The sequence below is a fragment of the Paenibacillus albidus genome (assembly GCF_014644435.1).
Lineage (GTDB): Bacteria > Bacillota > Bacilli > Paenibacillales > Paenibacillaceae > Paenibacillus_AQ > Paenibacillus_AQ albidus.
The window spans coordinates 112,547-133,204 of record NZ_BMKR01000017.1; the positions used below are offsets into that span (position 1 = coordinate 112,547).

Sequence of the window (20,658 nt, forward strand, 5' to 3'; positions counted from 1 at the left end):
AGATAAATTAATAATGTAATACAGTTACTATACACTCCATCCAGAACATTCCTTATATTCGCGTTACCTTCCGCTGCTCTATCTTCTTCGATGAAGGCTTATACACCCAGTAGATCATCTCCGTCAAATTCACCAATCCCAGTCCTCTTTCGATTGGGTAAGTATGGCTGCCCATATCGCAATTGAGCCTTGCTCCATCAAAATAGATCCTTTCCACAGGCGTATGACCATAAATGACCGGTTTATTATGAGTTAAGCCTAAGAGTTTGGTCAGCGGAGTGTTGTAAAAATCGTATTCCGACATCCAGAGGATATCCCTGCTCTGCTGATCCAGCGGTTCATGAGGATTTAAGCCCGCATGGGTATACACATATTCCTCATCCGCATAAACCAGCGGCAAACGAATAATCCATTCTATGTGTTCATCCATTTCCGCTTTGGAGAACGTCTTCTCGAAATCCTTCAGTGTTGCCCTTCCGCCATGACTCAACCAAAGCTTGTCTCCGCTCCGGTAATAATCCCTCAGCATCTCCTCATGATTGCCGATAACGGCTTGTACATTCGGATAGGTATCGGCAAGCTCTTTTATCCTCTTAATTACGCTCCCGCTATGCTCCCCCCGATCAATCATATCCCCGCCAAAAACAAGCTGGTCCGCTTCAAAATCTACCTCTGCATGTTTCAGCAAAAGCTCCATGCCCTGGTACTCGCCATGTATATCTGTCATGAAAAACTTCAAAATATTCTCACCCCGATTGGATCACTTCTTTATGCCATTCACTTACTATTAACAATTATGTGTAACTTCCAGCTCATTATTGGCATCGATGGTTCCGTAAGTAGCACAAAGCAGCATCCCCCCACAAACCTCGCTGCTCACTTGAAAATGTATGTTATCTTCATAGGTATCTATGCTATCCGCTGTAATGGTATCTATAAGTTTGTTGAAATTAAGAACCGGTAAATACTTCGCTACAATTTCATAGCTTGATAGATTATCTTTATTCGTATATGGATTATATTCCTGAATATCTTTATAAATCGGACTGGGACCATAGGGGTCATGTATGAAGTGTCCATTCTCATCTTCGAATTTCCCCATTTCTTCCTTAACGATATAATCCGGATAATCTCCGCCGCCTGGATCTTCATCACTAAACTGCCAAAAAGGATATTCGATATCACATAAGTGCGTAATCATCCATATTAGAAATTGCTCATTGATAACATCCACATCTGCTTCCAGCGTCTTGAACCGTTCCCCATAATATTGGGTTGCCCGGTCCAGCTTCTCTTCTTGGGACATATCATCACTTACCCCTGCTATGTCGCAAGTATCCAAGTTAATAATGATCGTATTGAATTCCCCCATCACCCCTAAATCAACCGTTCCACTCCAGTAGGCTTCACCATCGGTATCGATTGTTATCATATTGTCCTCCATTCTGCTCCTTATATTGTGGCGATTACTTCCAATTCTTATCAAATCATCAATGATAAAGTCTGCTTGCACATCGTTTACCGGGTGGTCTCCTACGTAACAACATACACAGATTTTTACAGTCGCAGACAACCGGCTTTTTTCATGATAAACTAACGCTAAATATAAACTTGCCTCAATGAAGTATGTGGCTGGGCTTAGTTATATTTCCATATTGACAGCGGAGGGAAATCATTGCAAACATTAATACTCAAGTGGAATCAAGTGAGCCTGGTACAACGAATACTTGTGGGGATTATAGCTGGTATAGTCTTGGCTTTATCGATCCCTGATGCAACAGGAGTTACCATTTTCGGTTCCTTGTTTGTATCCGCATTAAAGGCGGTTGCGCCTGTATTGGTCTTGCTTCTGGTAATGTCGGCCATCTCCAAACATAAAAAGGGCCACCAAACGAATATGAAAGCGATCCTTGCTCTATATGGGTTAAGTACATTTTTGGCAGGACTCATAGCCGTTATTGCGAGTTTTATATTTCCGGTAAGCTTGTCTCTTGTAACGGGTACCAATGACCTGACTCCACCCGATGGGATCGTAGAAGTCCTTAAGACTTTGCTATTCCAGGTCGTCGACAACCCGGTAAATGCCCTAATGAATGGCAACTATATCGGTATCCTGGCATGGGCAATCCTTCTTGGAACTGCTTTAAGAAATGCCAATGATAGTACAAAAGACTCGCTTGCTAATTTTTCAGATGCCGTCTCACAAATCGTCAAATGGGTCATCAGCTTGGCACCCTTAGGCATCATGGGACTTGTATTTGATACCATTACAGCCAATGGACTTTCATCCTTGCTCGATTACGGCAAACTGCTGCTTGTTCTTATTGGATGTATGTTATTTATGGCATTAGTTATTAATCCATTGATTGTATATCTGAATATACGCAGAAATCCTTACCCTCTTGTGTTTCATTGCCTGAAGGGAAGCGGGATTACCGCATTTTTCACCCGCAGCTCAGCTGCTAACATTCCAATTAACCTGAGATTATGTGAAAAAATGGAACTCGACGCAGATACGTATTCGGTGTCCATTCCATTAGGTGCTACGATTAATATGGCGGGTGCAGCGGTTACGATTTCTGTCTTGACTCTCGCTGCTGTTCATACGGTTGGCATTGAGGTGGACTTTGGTACGGCGCTTATTCTTAGCGTCCTGTCCGCTGTAGCGGCTGCCGGTGCCTCGGGTGTTGCTGGCGGTTCACTTCTACTGATTCCTCTGGCATGCAGTATTTTCGGCATTCCGAATGATGTTGCAATTCAGGTCGTGGGTGTTGGTTTCATAATCGGTGTGTTGCAGGACTCTTTTGAAACAGCTCTTAATTCATCCTCCGACCTACTTTTCACAGCAACAGCTGAATATGCCAAAAAACGTAAAGAAGGCAAGGAATTCGTGATTCATACCTAGAAAATGATACACAAGCAGGAGACCTTCGGGTCCCTGCTTTTTTGTTCTCTTCAGTTGCTTTGTCTTTCAAAAGCTGGTTGTGCTCTAGCCCAAGCCAAAGCTTGCCGCGCCTTTTCTACACGGTCATCCATACTTTGGTCCACCGTCCCTATGAATAAACAAGACTAATCCCTTTGTTCCGCATAACTACACTCCTTATAAGGGGTGTTATGATCTAAGACCATGTAATCCCAGTCATACTCTTTGAACAAGAGATAACGGATAAAGCTATTTTTCTTCGAATAAGAACGAAAGAATAATTGCTCATACAATTGTTTCGCACGTTGGTTTCTTTCGGAAACGTGGAGACTAAGGTGATCAACAAACGGTTGTGTCTGCATATATTGCCGCGCCCACTGCAGCAGTTGTTTGCCAATACCCTTGCCTCGATGATCACGGTGAACCGATAGATCGGCAATATAACATTCCCGGTCTTTGGGCTTATGGTCCAAATAGTACAGTCCGAGCAGCAATTTGAGCAGGCTCCACTTCCCAAGCCCGTCGAAGTCCTGCCAAGAAGGGCGATGTTGCCCTTGTGGGTCTATGGGGTGTTCCGGCTTCCACTTGAGCGCCAAGGTACCAATAACTTCTCCATTCTGCATCGCCACCACCCGCAGGCCCGCCCCTTCGTCAGGAAGCTGATTTAACAACTTCTCGAAAAAAAAAGCCAGCTGATCCTCGCTTAACTTTGCCAGGGTTAGAAACTTTCCGCGAAATCCATGTACAAGCAACCGGCTAACCGCTGGATTATACCTGGAGTGCATAGGTTCAATCGTAATTGGTGTGCTTGTCATCTTATTCTCCTTCTTTCAAAACATCTGTCGATTGGATTCGTTTCAATATCTCGAAATGCAGTTTGCCATGGCTAAACAGGGATAAATAAGATTTCTCAATTAAGATTAAAGGCTCTTCCGCTAGGGCATAAGCATGCACGGCAGCATGTTCGTTAAACTGCTCGATCCTTTGATCAAGCTCATGGTCCTGCTGAATCAAAAAATCTGAGGAAAGGTACTCCCCGGCAGGCAAGGTGAAATCGCTGGACTGTTGAGCTTCCAGACATATCGTAATTGCATCAGAACTGTCATACAAATAATGAATGTCTAGTTCGAACAGATTTGGTACTGGAGCGGCTTGTTCGGCCAGCAGGCGGGCATGAAGTGTAGTGTGTGACTTTATCTCTACCCAACGCGTCAAATGAATAATCTTCCGTTGCCTCACTTGATATTGCGTGGTCTGACTGACAAAGCTGAGCTGCTCCTGCAGAACCTTACGGATGAACTGTTGCAGCTCTTGAAGTTGTTCAATCTGGGTTGTTGTTTCCAGTAAAGAATGTTGAAGCACTTGCTCAAATTGCCCAGGCGTAAATGAATCGAAAGATTGCTTAATCGACGGCACCGACACACCAAGCTTCCGAAGCAACAGAATATGTGCCAAATTGTAAATTTGATCCATATCGTACATTCTGTACAGATTGTCATCTGTATAGGCGGGCTCGAGAATTCCCTTCTCTTCAAAATAACGGATTTGATGTACAGATACATTCATAATGCGGGCCAGTTCACTAATCGTTATTTCCTTTTTCATTGCTATCGCTCCCGGTGTGGAATACCTTTACCATACACCTTAGGTCAGGCCTAAGGTCAATCTTTTTGGGTTATTCAAGAGAAAGCAGCGGGAAGCATGCGATTTCATCAAACTTGATACCTTAAGCTTTCAAGCATGAATTCGAGCGGAATTTAATTAGAACCACTGACAGCAGGTGTCAGTGAGGGTGGCTTATAATCGGAATAAACACCCACACTAATTATCTTAGGAGGAATGGAGTATGAGCAAAACACAAACATTACGAGGATTTGCGACAATCAGTTATTGGGCGGATGATATGGAGGCGGCAAAGGCTTGGTACTCGGAGCTGCTGGGCATTGCGCCTTACTTCGAAACCTCAGGACCCGATGGTCAACTGGTCTATGCAGAGTTTCGCCTTGGAGACTACCAGCACGAACTGGGTCTGATCGATCGACGTTTCGCTCCTGCGCATGCAGTTGCTGGTCCCGGTGGGGCCATCATGTACTGGCATGTTGATGATATAGAAGCCACACTTAAGCATTTGATGGCCATGGGCGCGCAAGAGTATGAACCCCTCGTCCACCGGGGAGAGGGATTCATCACGGCTTCCGTTACAGATCCATTTGGTAACGTGCTAGGTATCATGTATAATTCTCACTATGTGAAGATACATTCGAATATTTTATAGAGTTTCCTAATAGCAGGTTTGTGTGTTTTCATTTCACTTTTAATACGGGAGGAAAAAAAGATATGTTAATCGACCTTTCTCATATCATCCAAGATGGAATGCCCGTGTTTCCTGGAGATACAGAGACAGTACTACTACAATCCAAGTACATTCAAAAGGACTATTACAACAATCATCAGATGACTATTAACATGCATGCTGGTACTCATATCGATGGCCCAATGCATCTATTGGACTGCAATTTGTACCTTAACGAATTTCCTCTTGAAACCTTTATAGGTGAGGGTTGTTTGCTGGATGTATCTAAAGAAACCACAATTCATTACAAGGAAGAGTATGAGCATTTAATCAAACAGAAACAAATCCTTATTTTATATACCGGTCACTGTAAATACTTCGGCCAATCAAAGTATTTTACCGATTATCCCGTATTGACCTTAGAATTTGCGGAGTTATTAGTAAGGAAACAAGTGAAAATGATTGGCTTGGATACACCTTCACCAGATAAGTATCCATTTGAGGTACATAAGTGTCTGTTTCAAAATAACATTCTGATTATTGAAAACTTAACGAATGTAGAACAACTGCAAAATGTAAAGTCTTTTGAAATCATAGCACTGCCACTACATATAAAGTCGGATTCTTCGATTGCACGTGTGATTGCGCGAGTGAAATGACTTTTTCTTTGTATACCTAATCAATGGTTCTATCGTTGGTCAGGGAGCCTATGGTTCTCAATGAAGAAAAAAAACTGAACCCTCCGCGAGAATTTCTTTCATTCCATCAGAATGTTCTTTTACTAATTTGCCCGCCTTATCTTTGTAGACTACACAAGTTCCATTTGCCTTCGCGTCCAGCTTTGCACGCTCTCCCGTTAACTTAATGAGCTTCAATAAATCATTATAGGTTTCCATTCTTGAGCACCCCATTTCTTTCAACACCGAAACAAAACTATTTCATAAACACGGCAAAGAATATAACCACATCTTGCAAGAAATGTATAAGTAGCGCCCAGAAAAAACCTTTGGTTTCAAGCATGGATTTAGCCAATAACCAGCCTATAAAACCAGCCATCAATACACCTGGAATCCCGCTTGGTGTTCCAAAGTAATGAATCACACCAAAAGTAGCTGCGGCTAATCCTTGGGCTACATACGGTGAGTATCCAAATTTATTGACAACTGCAACAAATGAAAACCGAAATATGATTTCTTCTGAAAAAGCATTTATGAGTGCAAATACGATGACCAATAAAATCCCCGGATACAAATCCAGGCTCATTTCCCCCTCACGAGCCACTTGAAAATAAATCACAACAACCGTTACCAAAGTAATAATTATCGCAAAGTTTAAGCCTAGGTTTTTCCATGTTTCAGTCTCTTTTGGTTTGATTCCAATCCATGGTTCGGATCGAATTTTCCCATCCCTCTTTTTCAGGCTTAAATACGCAAGTCCCTCTCTACCTGTCAGCCCATACACAATTCCGATAAGGATAACTACCAGTAATAATACCGCTACTTGATAACTCATTTCTTGATTGTATACTTCTCTTTCAAACATTTCGAAGGCAAAAGGCTGACTCCTTCTAATCCATAAAAGGGTTGGCGCAATCGCGATCACGATCATGGTGATAAAAATGATGGGAAACGCTCTAAATTTTTTTTTATTCATTCTCATGGCCCCTGTCTTGATTGTTTAAAATGTTTAAAGCATGCTGACACCATTCGATGGTCATTTGGATGTATCTTTCTCCGTATTCAAGAGTCAACAACCAGAGTTGCGCCTGATTACCTTCCATATTATTTACAACCGCTTTAATTCCTTCAAGAATTTCTGAAAAACCTTTGCTCGTTTCTAATTCTTCTTCTATGTAAGATACTAATTGTGGGACATTGCGTTCATCGGAAACAAAAACTTTCATTAGTAATTCATTCCTCATCACAGATTCCCCGGGTGCCTGGGCCAACCAGGAATCAAGCTGTTGACAGCCCTGCGGAGTAACGCCGTAGACTTTCTTATGCCTGCCAGTCTTTGTCTCTTCTACAACCGATACAGATCCCTCCAGCTCCAGCTGCTTAATGCTCTTATGAATATGTCCATAGGATTCATTCCAAAAAAGGCCGATACTTTCCTTCGAAAATTTAACCAGTTCATAGGCGCTCATTGGTTTTATTCGAAGTAAGCCGAGAATGGCAAAATAGGTGGTGTTGATTCTTTTCATATTTATCTCCTTGCATATCATATATATCTTTAAGATACATCTATTTTGAATAATAAACCATTAAAACACAAAATACAATCATTCTGAGGAAATAAAAAAGGTGGAATTATCTAAGTGAAGTTTAATATAGGGGTGTGATAAAGCTGCAACGGCAAGAGGTCCGTACAATTTATCCCGATCAATATATCTTGCTTGAAATTCTGGATTTTCATACCAAGGATAACAATCAATCCGTAGATGACGTTGCTTTAGTTCGAGCCATTCTAGACCCTAACGAAGCCACTAGAGTGTTACTGAACTGCAATGTATCATACCGTATTAACGGCCTCGACCTGCATCAGATGGAAATGTACCGGCACACTCTAATCGCAACTAAAATAGGGACGTTAATATACCACGTCCCCAACATACCCTCTCACTACTCACCAACCCTTATACACCAAGGATCAAACCGTTCTACATGCCCAGTGCGGATATCACGGATAGAGTTATGAATCTACCTATTAAGTTATATTAAGATAATTTATAAAATCCTCTTTGTAAAAAGCATGCAGAACGCAAGATTGTTTTTCCCTTTTTTCAAGAAACTCAAGTTCCTTAGGGAACAGAGTCTCTACGTTAAGACGTATGAACGATAGCTTTTCCTGTGCTTTCTGAGAACGGATATTTATTTTTCTTGCTCCAGCAAAGACAAATTTCATACCAAGCTCTAAAAATGCAATTTTTAATATCTCTAATTTTGATGCCTGGTTATAACCCCGACCCCAATACTTTTGTCCAATCCATGTCCCAATATGACATTGTTTTTCTACTGGTTTGATAAACATTAGAGTTGTTATTCCAACCAATTCTTTATGTTCATTCAGTATTATTCTTGAAACTTGGTTTCCCGTATGTTCTTCCTCGATGATCCAATGAATAAATCTTATGGTATCTTCCACAGATTCATCTTTTATTCCAAGTGCATCCTTTACTTGCGGAACGGAAATGAGCTCAAATATACGTTCAGCATAAGATAAGTCATGAGGAACCAATTTTACATAAGCCAAATCTATCTCACCTACCATAGTTAAATCATTATATTATTTCTATTTTAGTCAGATTCAACTTTTATGCTATTAGACAAACGTATCGAAAATTTATGAAGCATTCCCGGTATCCCCTGGAACGTCAGAACACCATCACTGACTAATCTCCAGATTCTGTACACGATAAAGGAATAACCTACGTATTGCTGTGAGATTTCCAGCACTTTGGTCACAACTTCACCAGCCTTAATAAAATCATCATGCATCCGCTCTTTTTGGAGTTCATTGACGGAATTTACAATAACCGCGTCAAGTATATCCTCTTCGCAGCCTATGACTTTTCCTCCTTCCCACAAGCGAATTATATGATCTTGGCTAGAAAGCTCCGTCCATTCTGACTCATATAGCTTCCTTTGATCAGGATCTAGCGGATACCCTTCACCATAGTTTCTAACAAGTTCAATATAATTCTCTCTCTCAATTAAGGCTTGTGCGTAAGGAATAACTCCTTTCTCCAGATGAAGCCCCATATTTTTGTGAATTTGCGTCACATTGACAACATGGACTGGACCTTTGCGTTCCCGCAACAGGTACAATGCAAAACGAAACCCCGTTTGATCGTGGGCATTATCCCCGCACCAAATCACAACAGTCTTGCTCTCGGGTATTTTTCGTAACCTGTCCATCATGCACTCGATTTGGTGCTCACGGTTTACAATGCTTTCAGAATAGTAATCTTGGTCATGATCCATCAACCATAATTGCCTATGTTGCTGCCCTTTCATTGTGATCAAATCAGTGATTGGGCCGGCCGAAAAGTGTTCATTAAATGCTAATACGTTACATTCCTGCCTTTTACCAAGTTTACTGAGAGTCACTTTTAATGAACCGGCATCAGAGAGACTGAACACGATATGGACGTGAGTTTGAAGTTTCTCCGCTTGCAGCCGATCGTTGTAAACTGTCTCCATATGGGCTTCAAGCAACTGATACACTTTCTCTGCAACCCTTTTCTCTTCACGATTCCCTGTTGTAGCATCGCGTATAGCCGTATTTAGAAGATTACGAAGCAACACCGAATGCTCTCTTTCTCCAAATTCGCTTAACCTCTCGTAAAGCTTATCCAAATGGATGCCTCCTTACGTAGTTGAATTACAACCTAACCAGATCTTCGCTTAATACACTCCCCTTTCTGATCATCCTCAGTTGAAGAAGAACGAGGTTAAACCTGAAATGTATAAGGAGACGAGGATTTAAGTAGACCTTCTACTCCAACTATTAACTAAATCATAACAGAAAAAACTCCCCCAAAGTTCAGGAGAGTTACGCGTAGCGAGTCAAGAATATAACTTTGCTGATCGATGGATACCTGCTCTAGATGACAGGGTATCCACCGCTCAGACTTATTGTCCATCACTCTAAAGGCTACAGCCCTTTGACTTCAAACTCATAGATCCGCGCTGCCGTATCGGCTCCCTGCGAGGGCTTAAGCACAATTAATTTTACATATCGTGCTTTTACTAACGCAATCGCGTCTGTTGTCTCGGCTGCCGGGTTTCCTTGGACGCTGACAACATCGGTCCAGGTCGTGCCATCGCTGCTCACCTGAATGGTATAATCGCTGGTATTAAACCCGGGCGATTCCCCTCCGCTCTCAGCATGCTTGATCACAAAAGCGCTGATCTGATGTTCGGCGCCCAGATCGACCTGGAGCCAATGCGGCAGATTGCCAAGCGCGCACCATTTGCTGTTGTTCGTCACTTTGCCGTCTACGGCATTAGATGAACCTTCCGCTGTCCCACATTCATGGTCGGCCGATGTGGATTGGCCAAGCGCCAGGTTCTTCACTACTCCCGCTTGCTTACTCACGGTGATGAGCGTCTTCTTCGTAAGCGTGTCTTGACCCGAGCTGTTGGTTGCAGTGAGTGTCACATTATACGTCCCTTCCTGATTGAACGTCACAACCGGGTTCTTCTCTGTGCTGACAGCCGGGCTGCCGCCTTCAAAAGTCCACGACCATCCTTCCGTCACTTCGGTCGACAGATCGGTGAAGGTTACGCTCTCACCTGGAGCCACCAGCGTCCGGTCGGCCTTAAACTCCGCAACCGGCTGCGGATAAGCTGGCCAATGAATCGTCACGCTGGAGGCCTGGCCTTGCTCATATCTTCCATTGACCGGAACGACCTTCAATACCGTGGCCGCTTCCTTGTCTATTCTTCTCATCTCAGGGACGTAGAACACATGATTTGGTGTCGCGCCAACCAGCACCTCACTGCCGTCCGGCAGCACACGGTAAATCTCGTACTGCTTGGTCTGCTGATCAGTCTGCATCCACTGCAGTCTGGCATCTCCATAGATTCCGTCCCGGAAATCGGATGAAGTGGCTTTAAGCTCACGAACCGCCGGCAGTGGTTTAGTGGGTTCATTGGAATTATGGATGGCGAGCTGGCCAATGTGAATGGCATAATCAGTAATCGTATCCTTCGTGTCAAAATATAGTGACAACGCCACAATCCGTTTTCCTTTGTAAGGGGTCAGATTCAATGTTTCCGTAGTCCAGCCTTGCGATGCCTTATCCTTGACGTCAAGGAAGACAAATTGGTCCGGACGGTCTTCGAAAGCAAGGCCCACCTTCAGGCTTGGCTTGTTTTGTGTTTTGTACGTAACCGACAGCTTTGTACTTGCTTCTATCTTAAGGTCTGTCTTGTAAAGCTTCAGATGTGTAGCATTGTCATGGCTAAGCTCGCCCGATACTTTCAGCGAGCTGCCACCGTAGTACGCATCGGACCAATCGAGCACGGGAGTAAGCGGTGTTCCTTTGCTGTCTGCGATCCAGCGCCATGTCGGCAGGATATCCTGCAGGCTCCGGTTGTTCCAGCCCTTATCCCGCACCTGCTTCCCTTGAACATAATATTTCTGTCCGCTGCCTGTGTTGAAGTTGGTGATGAAAGGCAGCTCATTTACCGGGGACGATTCGACCACGTCATTCGCGATTCCTTTCCAAGCCTGATCGCTCGCGGTGTTGCCCGGATTTCCGTTTGGCCCCACCCAAAATTTGTTCTCGCGGATGAAGAAATCCTCCATGCTCTCCGCGCTGTTGAACGCCCAATCCGGGCGATAAATACCCAGAGAAGTGACCGCAGATTCTCCATCCGGGAACAACAGATTCCACTTCACCTTCGTGTCATATCCCTTAGCCTCGACATCGATGCCCGCGTACAGGTCAAACGGACTTCTGCCCAAGCTTTTGGCCTTCTCCGCCGAGCTTTTCAGGTCATTCCACCAGAAGTTCAGGAACATGCTGCCTGTTATTTGCTTCCCATTCTCCTGCAGGAACATCGCATTTTTGTCATTGAGTGCATTCTGCCAACTGATCCTGCCTTCCTTGGTCATGGAATCGTACCATACGATGTGCATAGAGGAAGGTTTCTTCGATTCAAGATAACTTAGAAAAGCTTTCATTTGCTGTGCGTCAGCCGCCGTTCCACCTTCAGTCTCCTGATTAATGAACCAGCCGTCAAATCCGTAATAATCCGCAACTTGGAGGAGCTTATCTGCGGCAGGAAAAGAGCCGTCGCTGTTCTGCTGAAGCATCTGCTTCACCCATTCATATTTCCCGCCGTACACGGTTGGCGGGAAGAACACGGTTCCGATGATCGGTACGCCATTCTTGTGAGCCGCATCGATCGTATCGGCGCTTGGAGGTACGATGATACCTTCGCCCGCTGAGCCGCCCCAATAGACAAGCTTGTCAACATACTGCCAATAGCTGAACGTGTTGGCCCCGAATTTGTCCGAGCCCTGCGAGGGTACTCCGCTTGTTCCCGGATTCAGCGCAGATAAAGCCATCACCTTTGGCGCCTTAGTCGCATGCGGGTTGATGCCTTCTCCCGCAAAGCGGTCCTGCAGCAGGATTGTGCTCCGGTTGAATGCTGCATCCGGATCGGTTGCCGGACTCCACTGAAGCAATTGCTCTGGAAACCAATAGGATGAATATGGCTGCTTTGCCAACGCAGCTGTGGAGAATGTAGCACACACAACAAATAAGAATATGAGACCTGCTCCAATCTTTTTCATGCCATACTCCTCCAATCGAATTTATGATATCGCTTACTTGGAAGCTTTCCACTCATCGAATTGCCGCTGTGCTTCCGCAATGACCTTATCCAGCCCAGCCGCCTTCATCTTGGCAATTGCCTTTGGCAAATGTTCATCCGGGTCGACCGCACCGGTCATAATTGGCGGATAGAATTCCTTCACGATCGCCGAGATGGACGCTACTTCCGTCTTCACCGGATCCGGGTTGAAGTTGAAGCCAAAGCTTGGAGAAACCTTGGCGGAATTGTTGAATTTTTTAAACGCTTCCCATTTATCGGCCGGATCTTCCGCGTGGCTGTATGTCAGGAACAGATTGCCCAGTGCAAAGCCCGGCATTTGGTACCCGTCTTTCATCGCCGGCAGATCTTCAATAACCTCATCCGAGATCTTCTTGTAATGGGTGCCTTCGATACCGTAGTTGATCAGGTTGCGCAAATATTTATCCGTATTAAGCAGGTTCAAGAACATCATTGCGCGTTCCGGATTTTTGGAATTGGCGGAGATGGCGTGCATCGAGCCGGTAGCAGAGCCTGTGAAAATAACCGGGTCCTGCATCGGCGAGGTCACGATATCGTAGCCCGCACTTCTGGACCAGCCCAATTCCGCATAAGGCTGTGTTTGCTCGCGGTCAGCGAACCATTTGCCTGTCTTGATGTTATCTATGCCTTCCAGGGTAGCAACGTCTTTGCGCAGATATCCGGCTTGATAGTATTTCCGAATAGTTTGGAGCGAGCTTTTCAGTTCGTCGGATTCAAGGATATTGACATATTTGCCATCCGTTGAATTCATATTCATGCCAACCGGGAATTCGTCACCAAGCAAAAGGTCAAACGGGATATAGGGCTTGAAGCCTTTCGGTACGGCCAGTGGCGTAATATCAGCCGGCTCGCCGTCTTTGATTTGCTTCAGATAAGGTTCGAGATCCTCAAGCGTGCGGATTTTTGTAATATCCATCTTGTATTTGTCGACATACTGCTTATTGAAACGCCATACCCACTGCGAAGCCAATTCCTTGTTTACCGGCACGGCGTAATTCTTGCCATTCACCTGTGAGCCTGTCAGGAAACGCGGATCAAGCTCCTTGATGATATCCTGGCCGTATTTTTCCAGTAAATCATTGATTGGCATAAACGCCCCTCTTGTCGCATTCGGCAGGTAGTCAAAAGCCCAGGATGAAGTGAAAGCGATATCATAATTCTCCCCGGCAGCAGTTATAACCGGCAGTCTCTTGGAGTAGTCCCCCCAGTCAATCATTGTGATATCGACGGTGGTATTGATTTGCTCCGTCAAATATTTATTCATTTCAGCTTGAACGGCCGGCAGATCACGCTGCGGACCACCGATCAGATATACCTTGAGCTTCACCGGATCCAGCTTATCTCCCGTCTGGCCGCCGGATTCGGTCGGCTTGGCCGATTGGGTCCCGGACGTCGTATTCCCGTTACTGCTCTCCTTCGTATTGTTGCCGCCGCAGCCAGCCAACACAGAAGCAAAAGTAAGTATAAACACAACCATCAGCAGAGTCATTTTCTTGTTCTTCATAAGTCTCCCCCTAATAAATATTAATATCTCCCGCCTTATTCTTTAACCGAACCAATCGTAAGTCCTTGTATAAAATACTTCTGGAAAAATGGATACGCCAGCGCGATGGGCAGCGTAGCCAGCACAACCATGGCCATGCGGACCGTCTCCGTCGGCAGCGTCGCAGCAATGTCGTAGGATACCACCTGGCTGCTGTTCTGCACGATGAAGTCCATATTGTTCTGAATCCGGATCAGCAGGGTTTGCAACGGAATCAAATTCGGATTATCAATATAAAGAAGCGCATTGAACCAATCATTCCAGAAGCCGAGTGTACTGAATAACCCGATAGTCGCGATACCAGGCAGCGAGATCGGCAGCACAATACGGGTGTAGATGCCGAATTCGGTTGCTCCGTCGATTTTGGCCGATTCGATGATCGCATCCGGCACAGTTGTCGTAAAGAAGGTGCGCATGACGATAATATAAAAAGCGTTCAGAATGGATGGAAAGATCAGCGCCCATATCGAATCCCGCAAATGCAGCACCTGCGTAACGACGATATATCCCGGGACCAGACCACCGGAGAACAACATGGTGAAGAAAGCGAGAAAGCTGAAGAACCGGCGCTGGTCAAAGTTTTTGCGTGAAATTGCATACGCATAGGTAGAGACGAGATACAGCGTCAGAACGGTTCCAATAACCGTTACGGCCAGGGTCACACCCAGGGATTGGGCCATCTGCTGGCCGGACCGCATCAGAAACCGGTAAGCATCCAGGCTTAACACTTCGGGCAGGAGGCTGAAGCCGTTGATGGCAAGCGACTTCTCGTCCGTAAAGGAAATGATAATGATAAATATAAATGGAAAGATGCAGGACAGGGCGAATAGGCACACACCAAGATTAAATATAAAATTCCACAATGGGGAAATCGCATTGATGTCCCTGGACTTCTTCCTGGGAGCATGGGCCAATGTTCGTTCGAGCGATTCGCTTAAGTTACTCATTACAGGGCACCCCCTTGCCAATTCCTGGAACACACCCTAGAATACGGCGTAATCCTTTTCAATTTTGCGTACAGCGTAATTCGCGAGCAGAACGAGAATCAAACCGACAACGGATTGATAAAGGCCCGTAGCCGTACTCATCCCCGTATCGCCCATGATCGTCAACCCCCGATACACGAAGGTGTCGATGACGTTGGTGACCGGATACAGTGCACCGGAATCCCGCGGGACCTGGTAGAACAAGCCGAAATCGGAGCGGAAGATACCGCCGAGTGCCAGAACCGTCAAGATGATCATAAGCGGCCTCAGCATCGGCAGCGTGATAAATTTGATCTGGTTCCACTTGGTGGCACCGTCGATCATAGCGGCCTCATAATAAGAGCGATCGATGCCGGCGATTGCCGCCAGATAAACGACGCTGCCGTATCCGGCATTTTTCCAGAGACCGAGAAAGATAATAAAATACGGCCAAAATTTCGTCTCACTATACCAGCTAACCGGATCCGCACCAAAGAAGACCAGAATCTGATTGAACACGCCTTTCTCTACATTCAGGAACGAGAATACAAAATAGCTGATAATAACCCAGGAGAGGAAATACGGCATAAACATTGCGGTTTGGTAAAACTTCGCCAACCGTTTATTTAACAGCTCATTCATTATGATGGCCAGCGTAACCGCAAGCACCAGCCCGAGTATAATCAAGCCGACATTATAAAGAATCGTGTTGCGCGTGATGATATAGGCGTCATTGGTCGAGAACAGAAACTCAAAATTTTTGAACCCGACCCAATCACTTTTAAAAACGCTTTCAAAAAATCCCCCCGGATGAATCCGGAAATCCTTAAAGGCAATAATCGTCCCAAACATCGGCAAATAAGCAAAAATAATAAACCACGCTGCTCCCGGCAGGACCAGCAGAAGAAACGCCCTATTCTTCATCAGGCTTTTCAAGATGCCCAGCACGTCTTTCCCTCCTTTGATTCACATGTGTATTGGCTTCCCCGGTTCATCCCTGTCTTTATTATGCAAGGCGGGCAGCCGTCCTGATAGTTGAAAAATGCTATAAAAAGGTGGATTTATTAAAGATAGCGTCTTCAACACACTAAAAAACACACCTCCGCAAGGTGTGTTTCTTAGAAACGGCCTGTCCCGGCCTACTTTTTCATATACATCAAACGCAGCTCTGTTGGTGAGACGCCGGCATATTTTTTGAACTGCCTGTAAAAGTAAGACGTATCCCCATAACCTACCTCTGCTCCAACCTCCCCCGCCCTTTTGTCCGAGTACAGCAGTAGATGGGTGGCACGTTCGATCCGGTACTGGTTCACATAATCGGAGAAGCTTGTGCCGGCTTCCTGCTGAAACAGCTGCCCGAGATAGTTGGGGTGAAGGTCCAGTTTCTGGCTGAGCGTCTTCAGCGAAAGCTCTTCTTTGTAATGGTTCTTAACCAAATCCAGTACAGCCAGCACATGCGGACTATAGTCCTTTTCGATCGTATGGTACGTATCCAACGTTTGGTGGATCACCCTTTTGACCAGTTGTTTCAGCCCGCTAAGGGTATGGATTCTGGATAAAGCACCGAATACCCCTCCGTAATCCGGAGTCTTCTCCAAATCCTTGGCGGCCAGCATAAGCTGGATTGCCGAGTTGAAGAACGGCTTTCTGGCTACGTGGCTATCCATCTGAACATCAAAAAATTGGTCGATGAAGCGGTTGACCTCAAGGCTCTCTCCGTCCCGGAGCAGCTTATGAAATTGCTCCATCGCGGGCTCCCGTTTCTCCAGGAATGAGACTGGCTCTCCATCGCTGCCGGTTGTCACAATAGAGGTCTCTGAGCCGATAAACAAATGATTCTGCAGCCACTGCTTTACTTTGCTGCAGCTTAACGGGAACCCGAGATAGGTCTGCTCGGCCTGCCCTATCACGCCCCATACGCAGGCGCCTGTATCTGCGGCGATCCACTGCTTCATGCCGTGAAGTGCCTTGTGTTGCCATTCTTCTCCCTCCAGGCTGGAGGAAGCGAACAGTACTATGATATCCCCTTCCTGGTCAGGAAAGCAGATGATTTCACAGCCGTCCGGTAACTGCTCGTTCCCTATGTTTTCACACTGCTCGGCGATTTTGGGTCTGTACAACTGCGGATCATTTACCCCGTGATCAGGCTCGGCCACGATTCGCAGCGCAGCAGCGTTGTAACTGGACTTGGTCATGGGGATTTCCAGCAGCAACGCCCGCTCCCGGAACTCCTTGGCATCAATGGTTTCGTTGGCCCACCGCTGCAAAATATTATTCCGCAGAATCCTCCAGCTCTGATCCATTTGAATTTGCCTGATTTCCTCACGCTCCCAATCATGCTGCATGTGCTTAATCGTCGCTTCCAATTCGTCGATATTCACCGGCTTGAGCAAATAGTTCTCGACGCCAAGCGTGATGCCTTCCCGGACGTAATTGAATTCCTCATAGCCGCTCAGAATGATGAACTTGGTGAAGGGACTACGTGCTTTGACCTCCCGGATCAGCTCAAGTCCCGACATCTGGGGCATCATAATGTCCGTGATGACAAGATCGACGGGTGAGTCTTCCAGCTTCGATAGCGCTTCCACACCATTGCGGGCTGTATCTGCAATCTGCATATTATTTGCGTTCCAATCGATGATCGACTGCATTCCTTGGACAATGAGCGGCTCATCATCCACCAACAATACGTTCCTCATGCGGCCAGTCCTCCTTTGTGGACGGAATTTCGATAGTAACCTCACAGCCTTTACCCTGCTCACTTATCACATTTATTCCATACTCGCCTCCATAATTCAAACGGATACGTTCCTGAACATTCTTCAGCCCCAAGGAATCGCTTGATAACGAAGCGGCTCCCGCCTCCATTTGCAGCGCTTTGCGAAGCTCAAGCAATTTCTCTTGCGCAATGCCTTTCCCGTTATCCTTAACACGAATAAGAATATGTCCCTCCTGTTCTGCAGCCGTTATGGAAATCCGGTTATCCTCATCGTCCGTCCGAAAGCCGTGAACAATGTAATTTTCAATAATCGGCTGGATCAGCAGTTTAACGACGATGCTTCCGGCGACCGACATCTCGATGTTTGTTTCCACCTGCAGCTTGTTCTCGTACCGGTATTGGATCAGGGCCAAATACATCCCGCACAGCTCGATTTCTTCGGCCAAAGTGACAAACGTCTGTTTTTTGATTAAATGCCTGAACATTGTCGCCAGAATATAGATCATTTGACCGACGTCCCTGGCCCCTGAACTGATGGCTTTCATGCGGATGCTTTCGAGCGTATTGTACAGGAAATGCGGATTGATCTGTGCCTGCAGAGCCACGAGCTGTGCGTTCTTCTGCTTGATCTCCGATACGTAGACAGTCTGGATATAAGACTCCAGCCGGTCACACATATAATTAAAGCTTTGCGAGATCTGCTGCAGTTCGTCCTCCCCTTCCATTCGGATCCGCTTGCTCAGATCGCCTTCCTGCCAGCGCCGCATGTAGAAGACGATCCTGTGGATTTTCTTAGAGTAGCGCCGGATAACGGTGAACGTCACCGTAATACTGATGAGGATACATAAGATCACGATCCCTATGAGACTAAATCGTAACGTTTGCAGGCTTTGTTCAATTTGGGACTCCGGAATAATAGCGGCGGCGACCATCCCTGTATTCCCGATATTCAGCAATTGTACTTTGGAGCGTTCCTCCAGATCCACCCAATCTTCCTGCTGCGACATCTGCTTCCAATACGGATAGATTGTATTATCGTAACGCCCCTCCGAGTCAAAAATCACTTGACCCTGCGACGTTATCAGCATAATCCGGCTGCTCGAATTGTTCAATTTATCCCGCAGCAGCCCTCTAAGAAGGTCTGTATTGAGCTCGAACAGAATGGCACCGTATTTTTTCAGCGATACAGGGTCTTTGAGTACATTCACATAGCTGTAAGGCGTTGATTCCCCGGAGGTTTTCCCCTTGAACAGCGGTTCGTTGCCCATATACTGCCAAGGTTCGATCTGGGATCGTTCAAACCAATCCTGATGTGCGGCCGATAACCTCGGTTGCTCGTAAAAATGCTGCGTTTCCCGGTTCAGAACGTAATAAAAATCCTGGTCCGAGCTGTACAGTACAATATTAGCGATAGAGGCCTCGGCCTTCAGCAGCAGGCGTAAATGATAATCAAAGCTGTTGCGCTCCGTCCGGTAGCTGTTTGCGTATTGGTTCAAACGCCACTTGAGGAAGTTCTCATATTCATGAGTCAAAAAATACTTCAGATCGTCTCCGATCATCGCATCCGTATAAATTTGCTGCACCGCAGCATACATCCGTTCATTCTGCTGATTCAGACTAATACTGATGATATCCAGTTCCTGAAGACTCGCATCCATCTGCTCCCGCACCACCCGCTGCTCATAGTAGCGGTAGGCCAGTATTGAGATACTGATAAACAAGAGGACCATGACCATGGAGTACAAAAGGAGGATTTTGTTAAACATCTTTTTCTTCAGGTGATTTTGATAAAAGGTTCGTATCTTTGACATTCGCGCCTGACCACCTCCTGCGGAGCCAATTTTCCACTCAGTGTATCACCGTTCATTAAATTTGCGCAATGAATAGAATAGGCACACAGGAAAAGCCGCCACGGGTTGTGACGGCTTGGATAGAGAGTCTATCAATCCCAGATCTTAGGGCGGTTGATTCCCATTGTCCTCATATAGTCTAACAACTGACCTGTGTGGACAGCTTCGTGGTAAGCAATGCGTAATAACATATCCCCAAGTGTTCGAATATAACCACCTGCATCATAAAGGTCTATTTCTATATTTTCTAAGTCCTTTATACTAATTGTTGTTATGTATTTCAGGAATTCCTCACGATAAGGCTGTGCAAATTCAAGTTCATCATCTACTGATATGAATGGTTTGGCTTCAAAGGGATTAAACAAATTAGATAGTGCTTTACCGCCTCTCCCTATAAGCACTTGGTGAAAAAGAAACTCACCTTGCAATAAATGTCTAATGATTTCACCACAAGTAAGAGCGTCTTCATCAGGTTTCCAATTTAACTTCTCTTCGGGTATAGCTTTCCATATTTTTATACTTCTGCGTCTAACTTCTTCAAAATTAAAAATGATTAAATCCGTTGCATTCATCTAAACTCCACCCCTTCACTTCTATTTTTTAGGTAAATCAAGGGTTACCCTCAGGCAGTTTGGTGAACCGCCATCAGGGTAACCCTGAACCCGTTAGTTAACCTACTTACTCTGTTGCTCCAACATTCTCAATAGGATGGTTACTGCTTCCGCTCTGGTCGCTTTGGCATCGGAATTAAATTGGTTTGCCCCTGTACCTTCCATTATACCAGCCTTCTTTAATGCCGCTGCTACACCTTTCGCCCAAGACGGGATGTTCTTGTCGTCTGCAAAGCCGGGGACCGCATTCCCTTCGATGGACAGCTTAAGTGATTTTGCGATCATTGTTGCCATCTCAGCACGTGTAATTGCAGCATTCGGACGGATAGTGCCGTCCTCATAGCCTTTAATAATGCCTGCTTGTACCGCTTGCGCAATAGCATTCCG

Annotated in this window: 20 protein-coding genes; 3 read left to right on the plus strand and 17 right to left on the minus strand. The window is 45.6% G+C overall.

The genetic code is table 11. The annotated features are described in order from the left end of the window. Positions 1 to 52: 52 nt before the first annotated feature. Both IEY53_RS19560 and IEY53_RS19565 read right to left on the minus strand, forming a co-directional pair. Positions 53 to 727, minus strand: a complete 675-nt coding sequence (locus IEY53_RS19560; protein WP_229696243.1) for a metallophosphoesterase family protein — start codon at positions 725 to 727, stop codon at positions 53 to 55. 60 nt (positions 728 to 787) lie between these two features. Then, positions 788 to 1,432 (minus strand): hypothetical protein, encoded by a 645-nt coding sequence (locus IEY53_RS19565; protein WP_189027923.1) that lies wholly within the window; start codon positions 1,430 to 1,432, stop codon positions 788 to 790. Between the two features lie 243 nt (positions 1,433 to 1,675). On the opposite strand from IEY53_RS19565, the gene sstT reads away from it, so the two are divergent. Beyond that, positions 1,676 to 2,905 (plus strand): serine/threonine transporter SstT, encoded by a 1,230-nt coding sequence (gene sstT, locus IEY53_RS19570; RefSeq protein ID WP_189027924.1) that lies wholly within the window; start codon positions 1,676 to 1,678, stop codon positions 2,903 to 2,905. Positions 2,906 to 3,069: 164 nt separating this feature from the next. On the opposite strand, the gene IEY53_RS19575 is transcribed toward sstT, so the two are convergent. Then, complete coding sequence (locus IEY53_RS19575) at positions 3,070 to 3,738, minus strand: GNAT family N-acetyltransferase (protein ID WP_189027925.1); 669 nt, start codon at positions 3,736 to 3,738, stop codon at positions 3,070 to 3,072. A gap of 1 nt (position 3,739) precedes the next feature. Further along, on the minus strand, positions 3,740 to 4,528 hold the full coding sequence (locus IEY53_RS19580) for a MerR family transcriptional regulator (protein ID WP_189027926.1): 789 nt from the start codon (positions 4,526 to 4,528) through the stop codon (positions 3,740 to 3,742). A 241-nt stretch (positions 4,529 to 4,769) separates the two neighbouring features. Here IEY53_RS19580 and IEY53_RS19585 point away from each other — a divergent pair, with 241 nt between their 5' ends. After that, entirely contained in the window at positions 4,770 to 5,198 is a 429-nt protein-coding gene (locus IEY53_RS19585; RefSeq protein WP_189027928.1) for a VOC family protein, read from the plus strand. A 62-nt stretch (positions 5,199 to 5,260) separates the two neighbouring features. After that, entirely contained in the window at positions 5,261 to 5,875 is a 615-nt protein-coding gene (locus tag IEY53_RS19590; RefSeq protein ID WP_189027929.1) for a cyclase family protein, read from the plus strand. Positions 5,876 to 5,932: 57 nt separating this feature from the next. Here the strand turns inward: IEY53_RS19590 and IEY53_RS19595 are convergent, their stop codons facing one another. The 13 genes from IEY53_RS19595 to IEY53_RS19655 form a co-directional block, all read right to left on the minus strand. After that, positions 5,933 to 6,112 (minus strand): hypothetical protein, encoded by a 180-nt coding sequence (locus IEY53_RS19595; RefSeq protein WP_189027930.1) that lies wholly within the window; start codon positions 6,110 to 6,112, stop codon positions 5,933 to 5,935. A gap of 37 nt (positions 6,113 to 6,149) precedes the next feature. After that, positions 6,150 to 6,869, minus strand: coding sequence for a CPBP family intramembrane glutamic endopeptidase (locus IEY53_RS19600; protein WP_189027931.1), 720 nt, complete (start codon positions 6,867 to 6,869; stop codon positions 6,150 to 6,152). Then, complete coding sequence (locus IEY53_RS19605) at positions 6,862 to 7,419, minus strand: PadR family transcriptional regulator (protein ID WP_189027932.1); 558 nt, start codon at positions 7,417 to 7,419, stop codon at positions 6,862 to 6,864. Before IEY53_RS19605 ends, IEY53_RS19600 begins: the two co-directional genes overlap by 8 nt. Before the next feature lie 503 nt (positions 7,420 to 7,922). After that, on the minus strand, positions 7,923 to 8,468 hold the full coding sequence (locus IEY53_RS19610) for a GNAT family N-acetyltransferase (protein WP_189027933.1): 546 nt from the start codon (positions 8,466 to 8,468) through the stop codon (positions 7,923 to 7,925). A 44-nt stretch (positions 8,469 to 8,512) separates the two neighbouring features. Beyond that, positions 8,513 to 9,574, minus strand: coding sequence for a DUF1835 domain-containing protein (locus IEY53_RS19615; protein ID WP_189027934.1), 1,062 nt, complete (start codon positions 9,572 to 9,574; stop codon positions 8,513 to 8,515). A 298-nt stretch (positions 9,575 to 9,872) separates the two neighbouring features. Continuing rightward, positions 9,873 to 12,524 carry an endo-beta-N-acetylglucosaminidase gene (locus tag IEY53_RS19620; protein ID WP_189027935.1) on the minus strand — a complete coding sequence of 884 codons (2,652 nt, stop codon included), beginning with the start codon at positions 12,522 to 12,524 and terminating at the stop codon, positions 9,873 to 9,875. 33 nt (positions 12,525 to 12,557) lie between these two features. Beyond that, complete coding sequence (locus tag IEY53_RS19625; RefSeq protein WP_189027936.1) at positions 12,558 to 14,087, minus strand: ABC transporter substrate-binding protein; 1,530 nt, start codon at positions 14,085 to 14,087, stop codon at positions 12,558 to 12,560. Between the two features lie 35 nt (positions 14,088 to 14,122). Next, positions 14,123 to 15,073 (minus strand): carbohydrate ABC transporter permease, encoded by a 951-nt coding sequence (locus IEY53_RS19630; protein WP_189027938.1) that lies wholly within the window; start codon positions 15,071 to 15,073, stop codon positions 14,123 to 14,125. Positions 15,074 to 15,109: 36 nt separating this feature from the next. Next, positions 15,110 to 16,015, minus strand: a complete 906-nt coding sequence (locus IEY53_RS19635; RefSeq protein ID WP_373293888.1) for an ABC transporter permease — start codon at positions 16,013 to 16,015, stop codon at positions 15,110 to 15,112. A 215-nt stretch (positions 16,016 to 16,230) separates the two neighbouring features. Beyond that, on the minus strand, positions 16,231 to 17,790 hold the full coding sequence (locus IEY53_RS19640) for a response regulator transcription factor (RefSeq protein WP_189027942.1): 1,560 nt from the start codon (positions 17,788 to 17,790) through the stop codon (positions 16,231 to 16,233). Continuing rightward, positions 17,765 to 19,621: a sensor histidine kinase gene (locus IEY53_RS19645; RefSeq protein WP_189027944.1), complete on the minus strand. Its 1,857-nt coding sequence runs from the start codon at positions 19,619 to 19,621 to the stop codon at positions 17,765 to 17,767. Before IEY53_RS19645 ends, IEY53_RS19640 begins: the two co-directional genes overlap by 26 nt. Positions 19,622 to 19,752: 131 nt before the next feature. Then, positions 19,753 to 20,232, minus strand: a complete 480-nt coding sequence (locus IEY53_RS19650; protein ID WP_189027946.1) for a DinB family protein — start codon at positions 20,230 to 20,232, stop codon at positions 19,753 to 19,755. Between the two features lie 102 nt (positions 20,233 to 20,334). Continuing rightward, positions 20,335 to 20,658: S-layer homology domain-containing protein (locus IEY53_RS19655; RefSeq protein ID WP_189027948.1), on the minus strand; the 324-nt coding region annotated here is incomplete at its 5' end.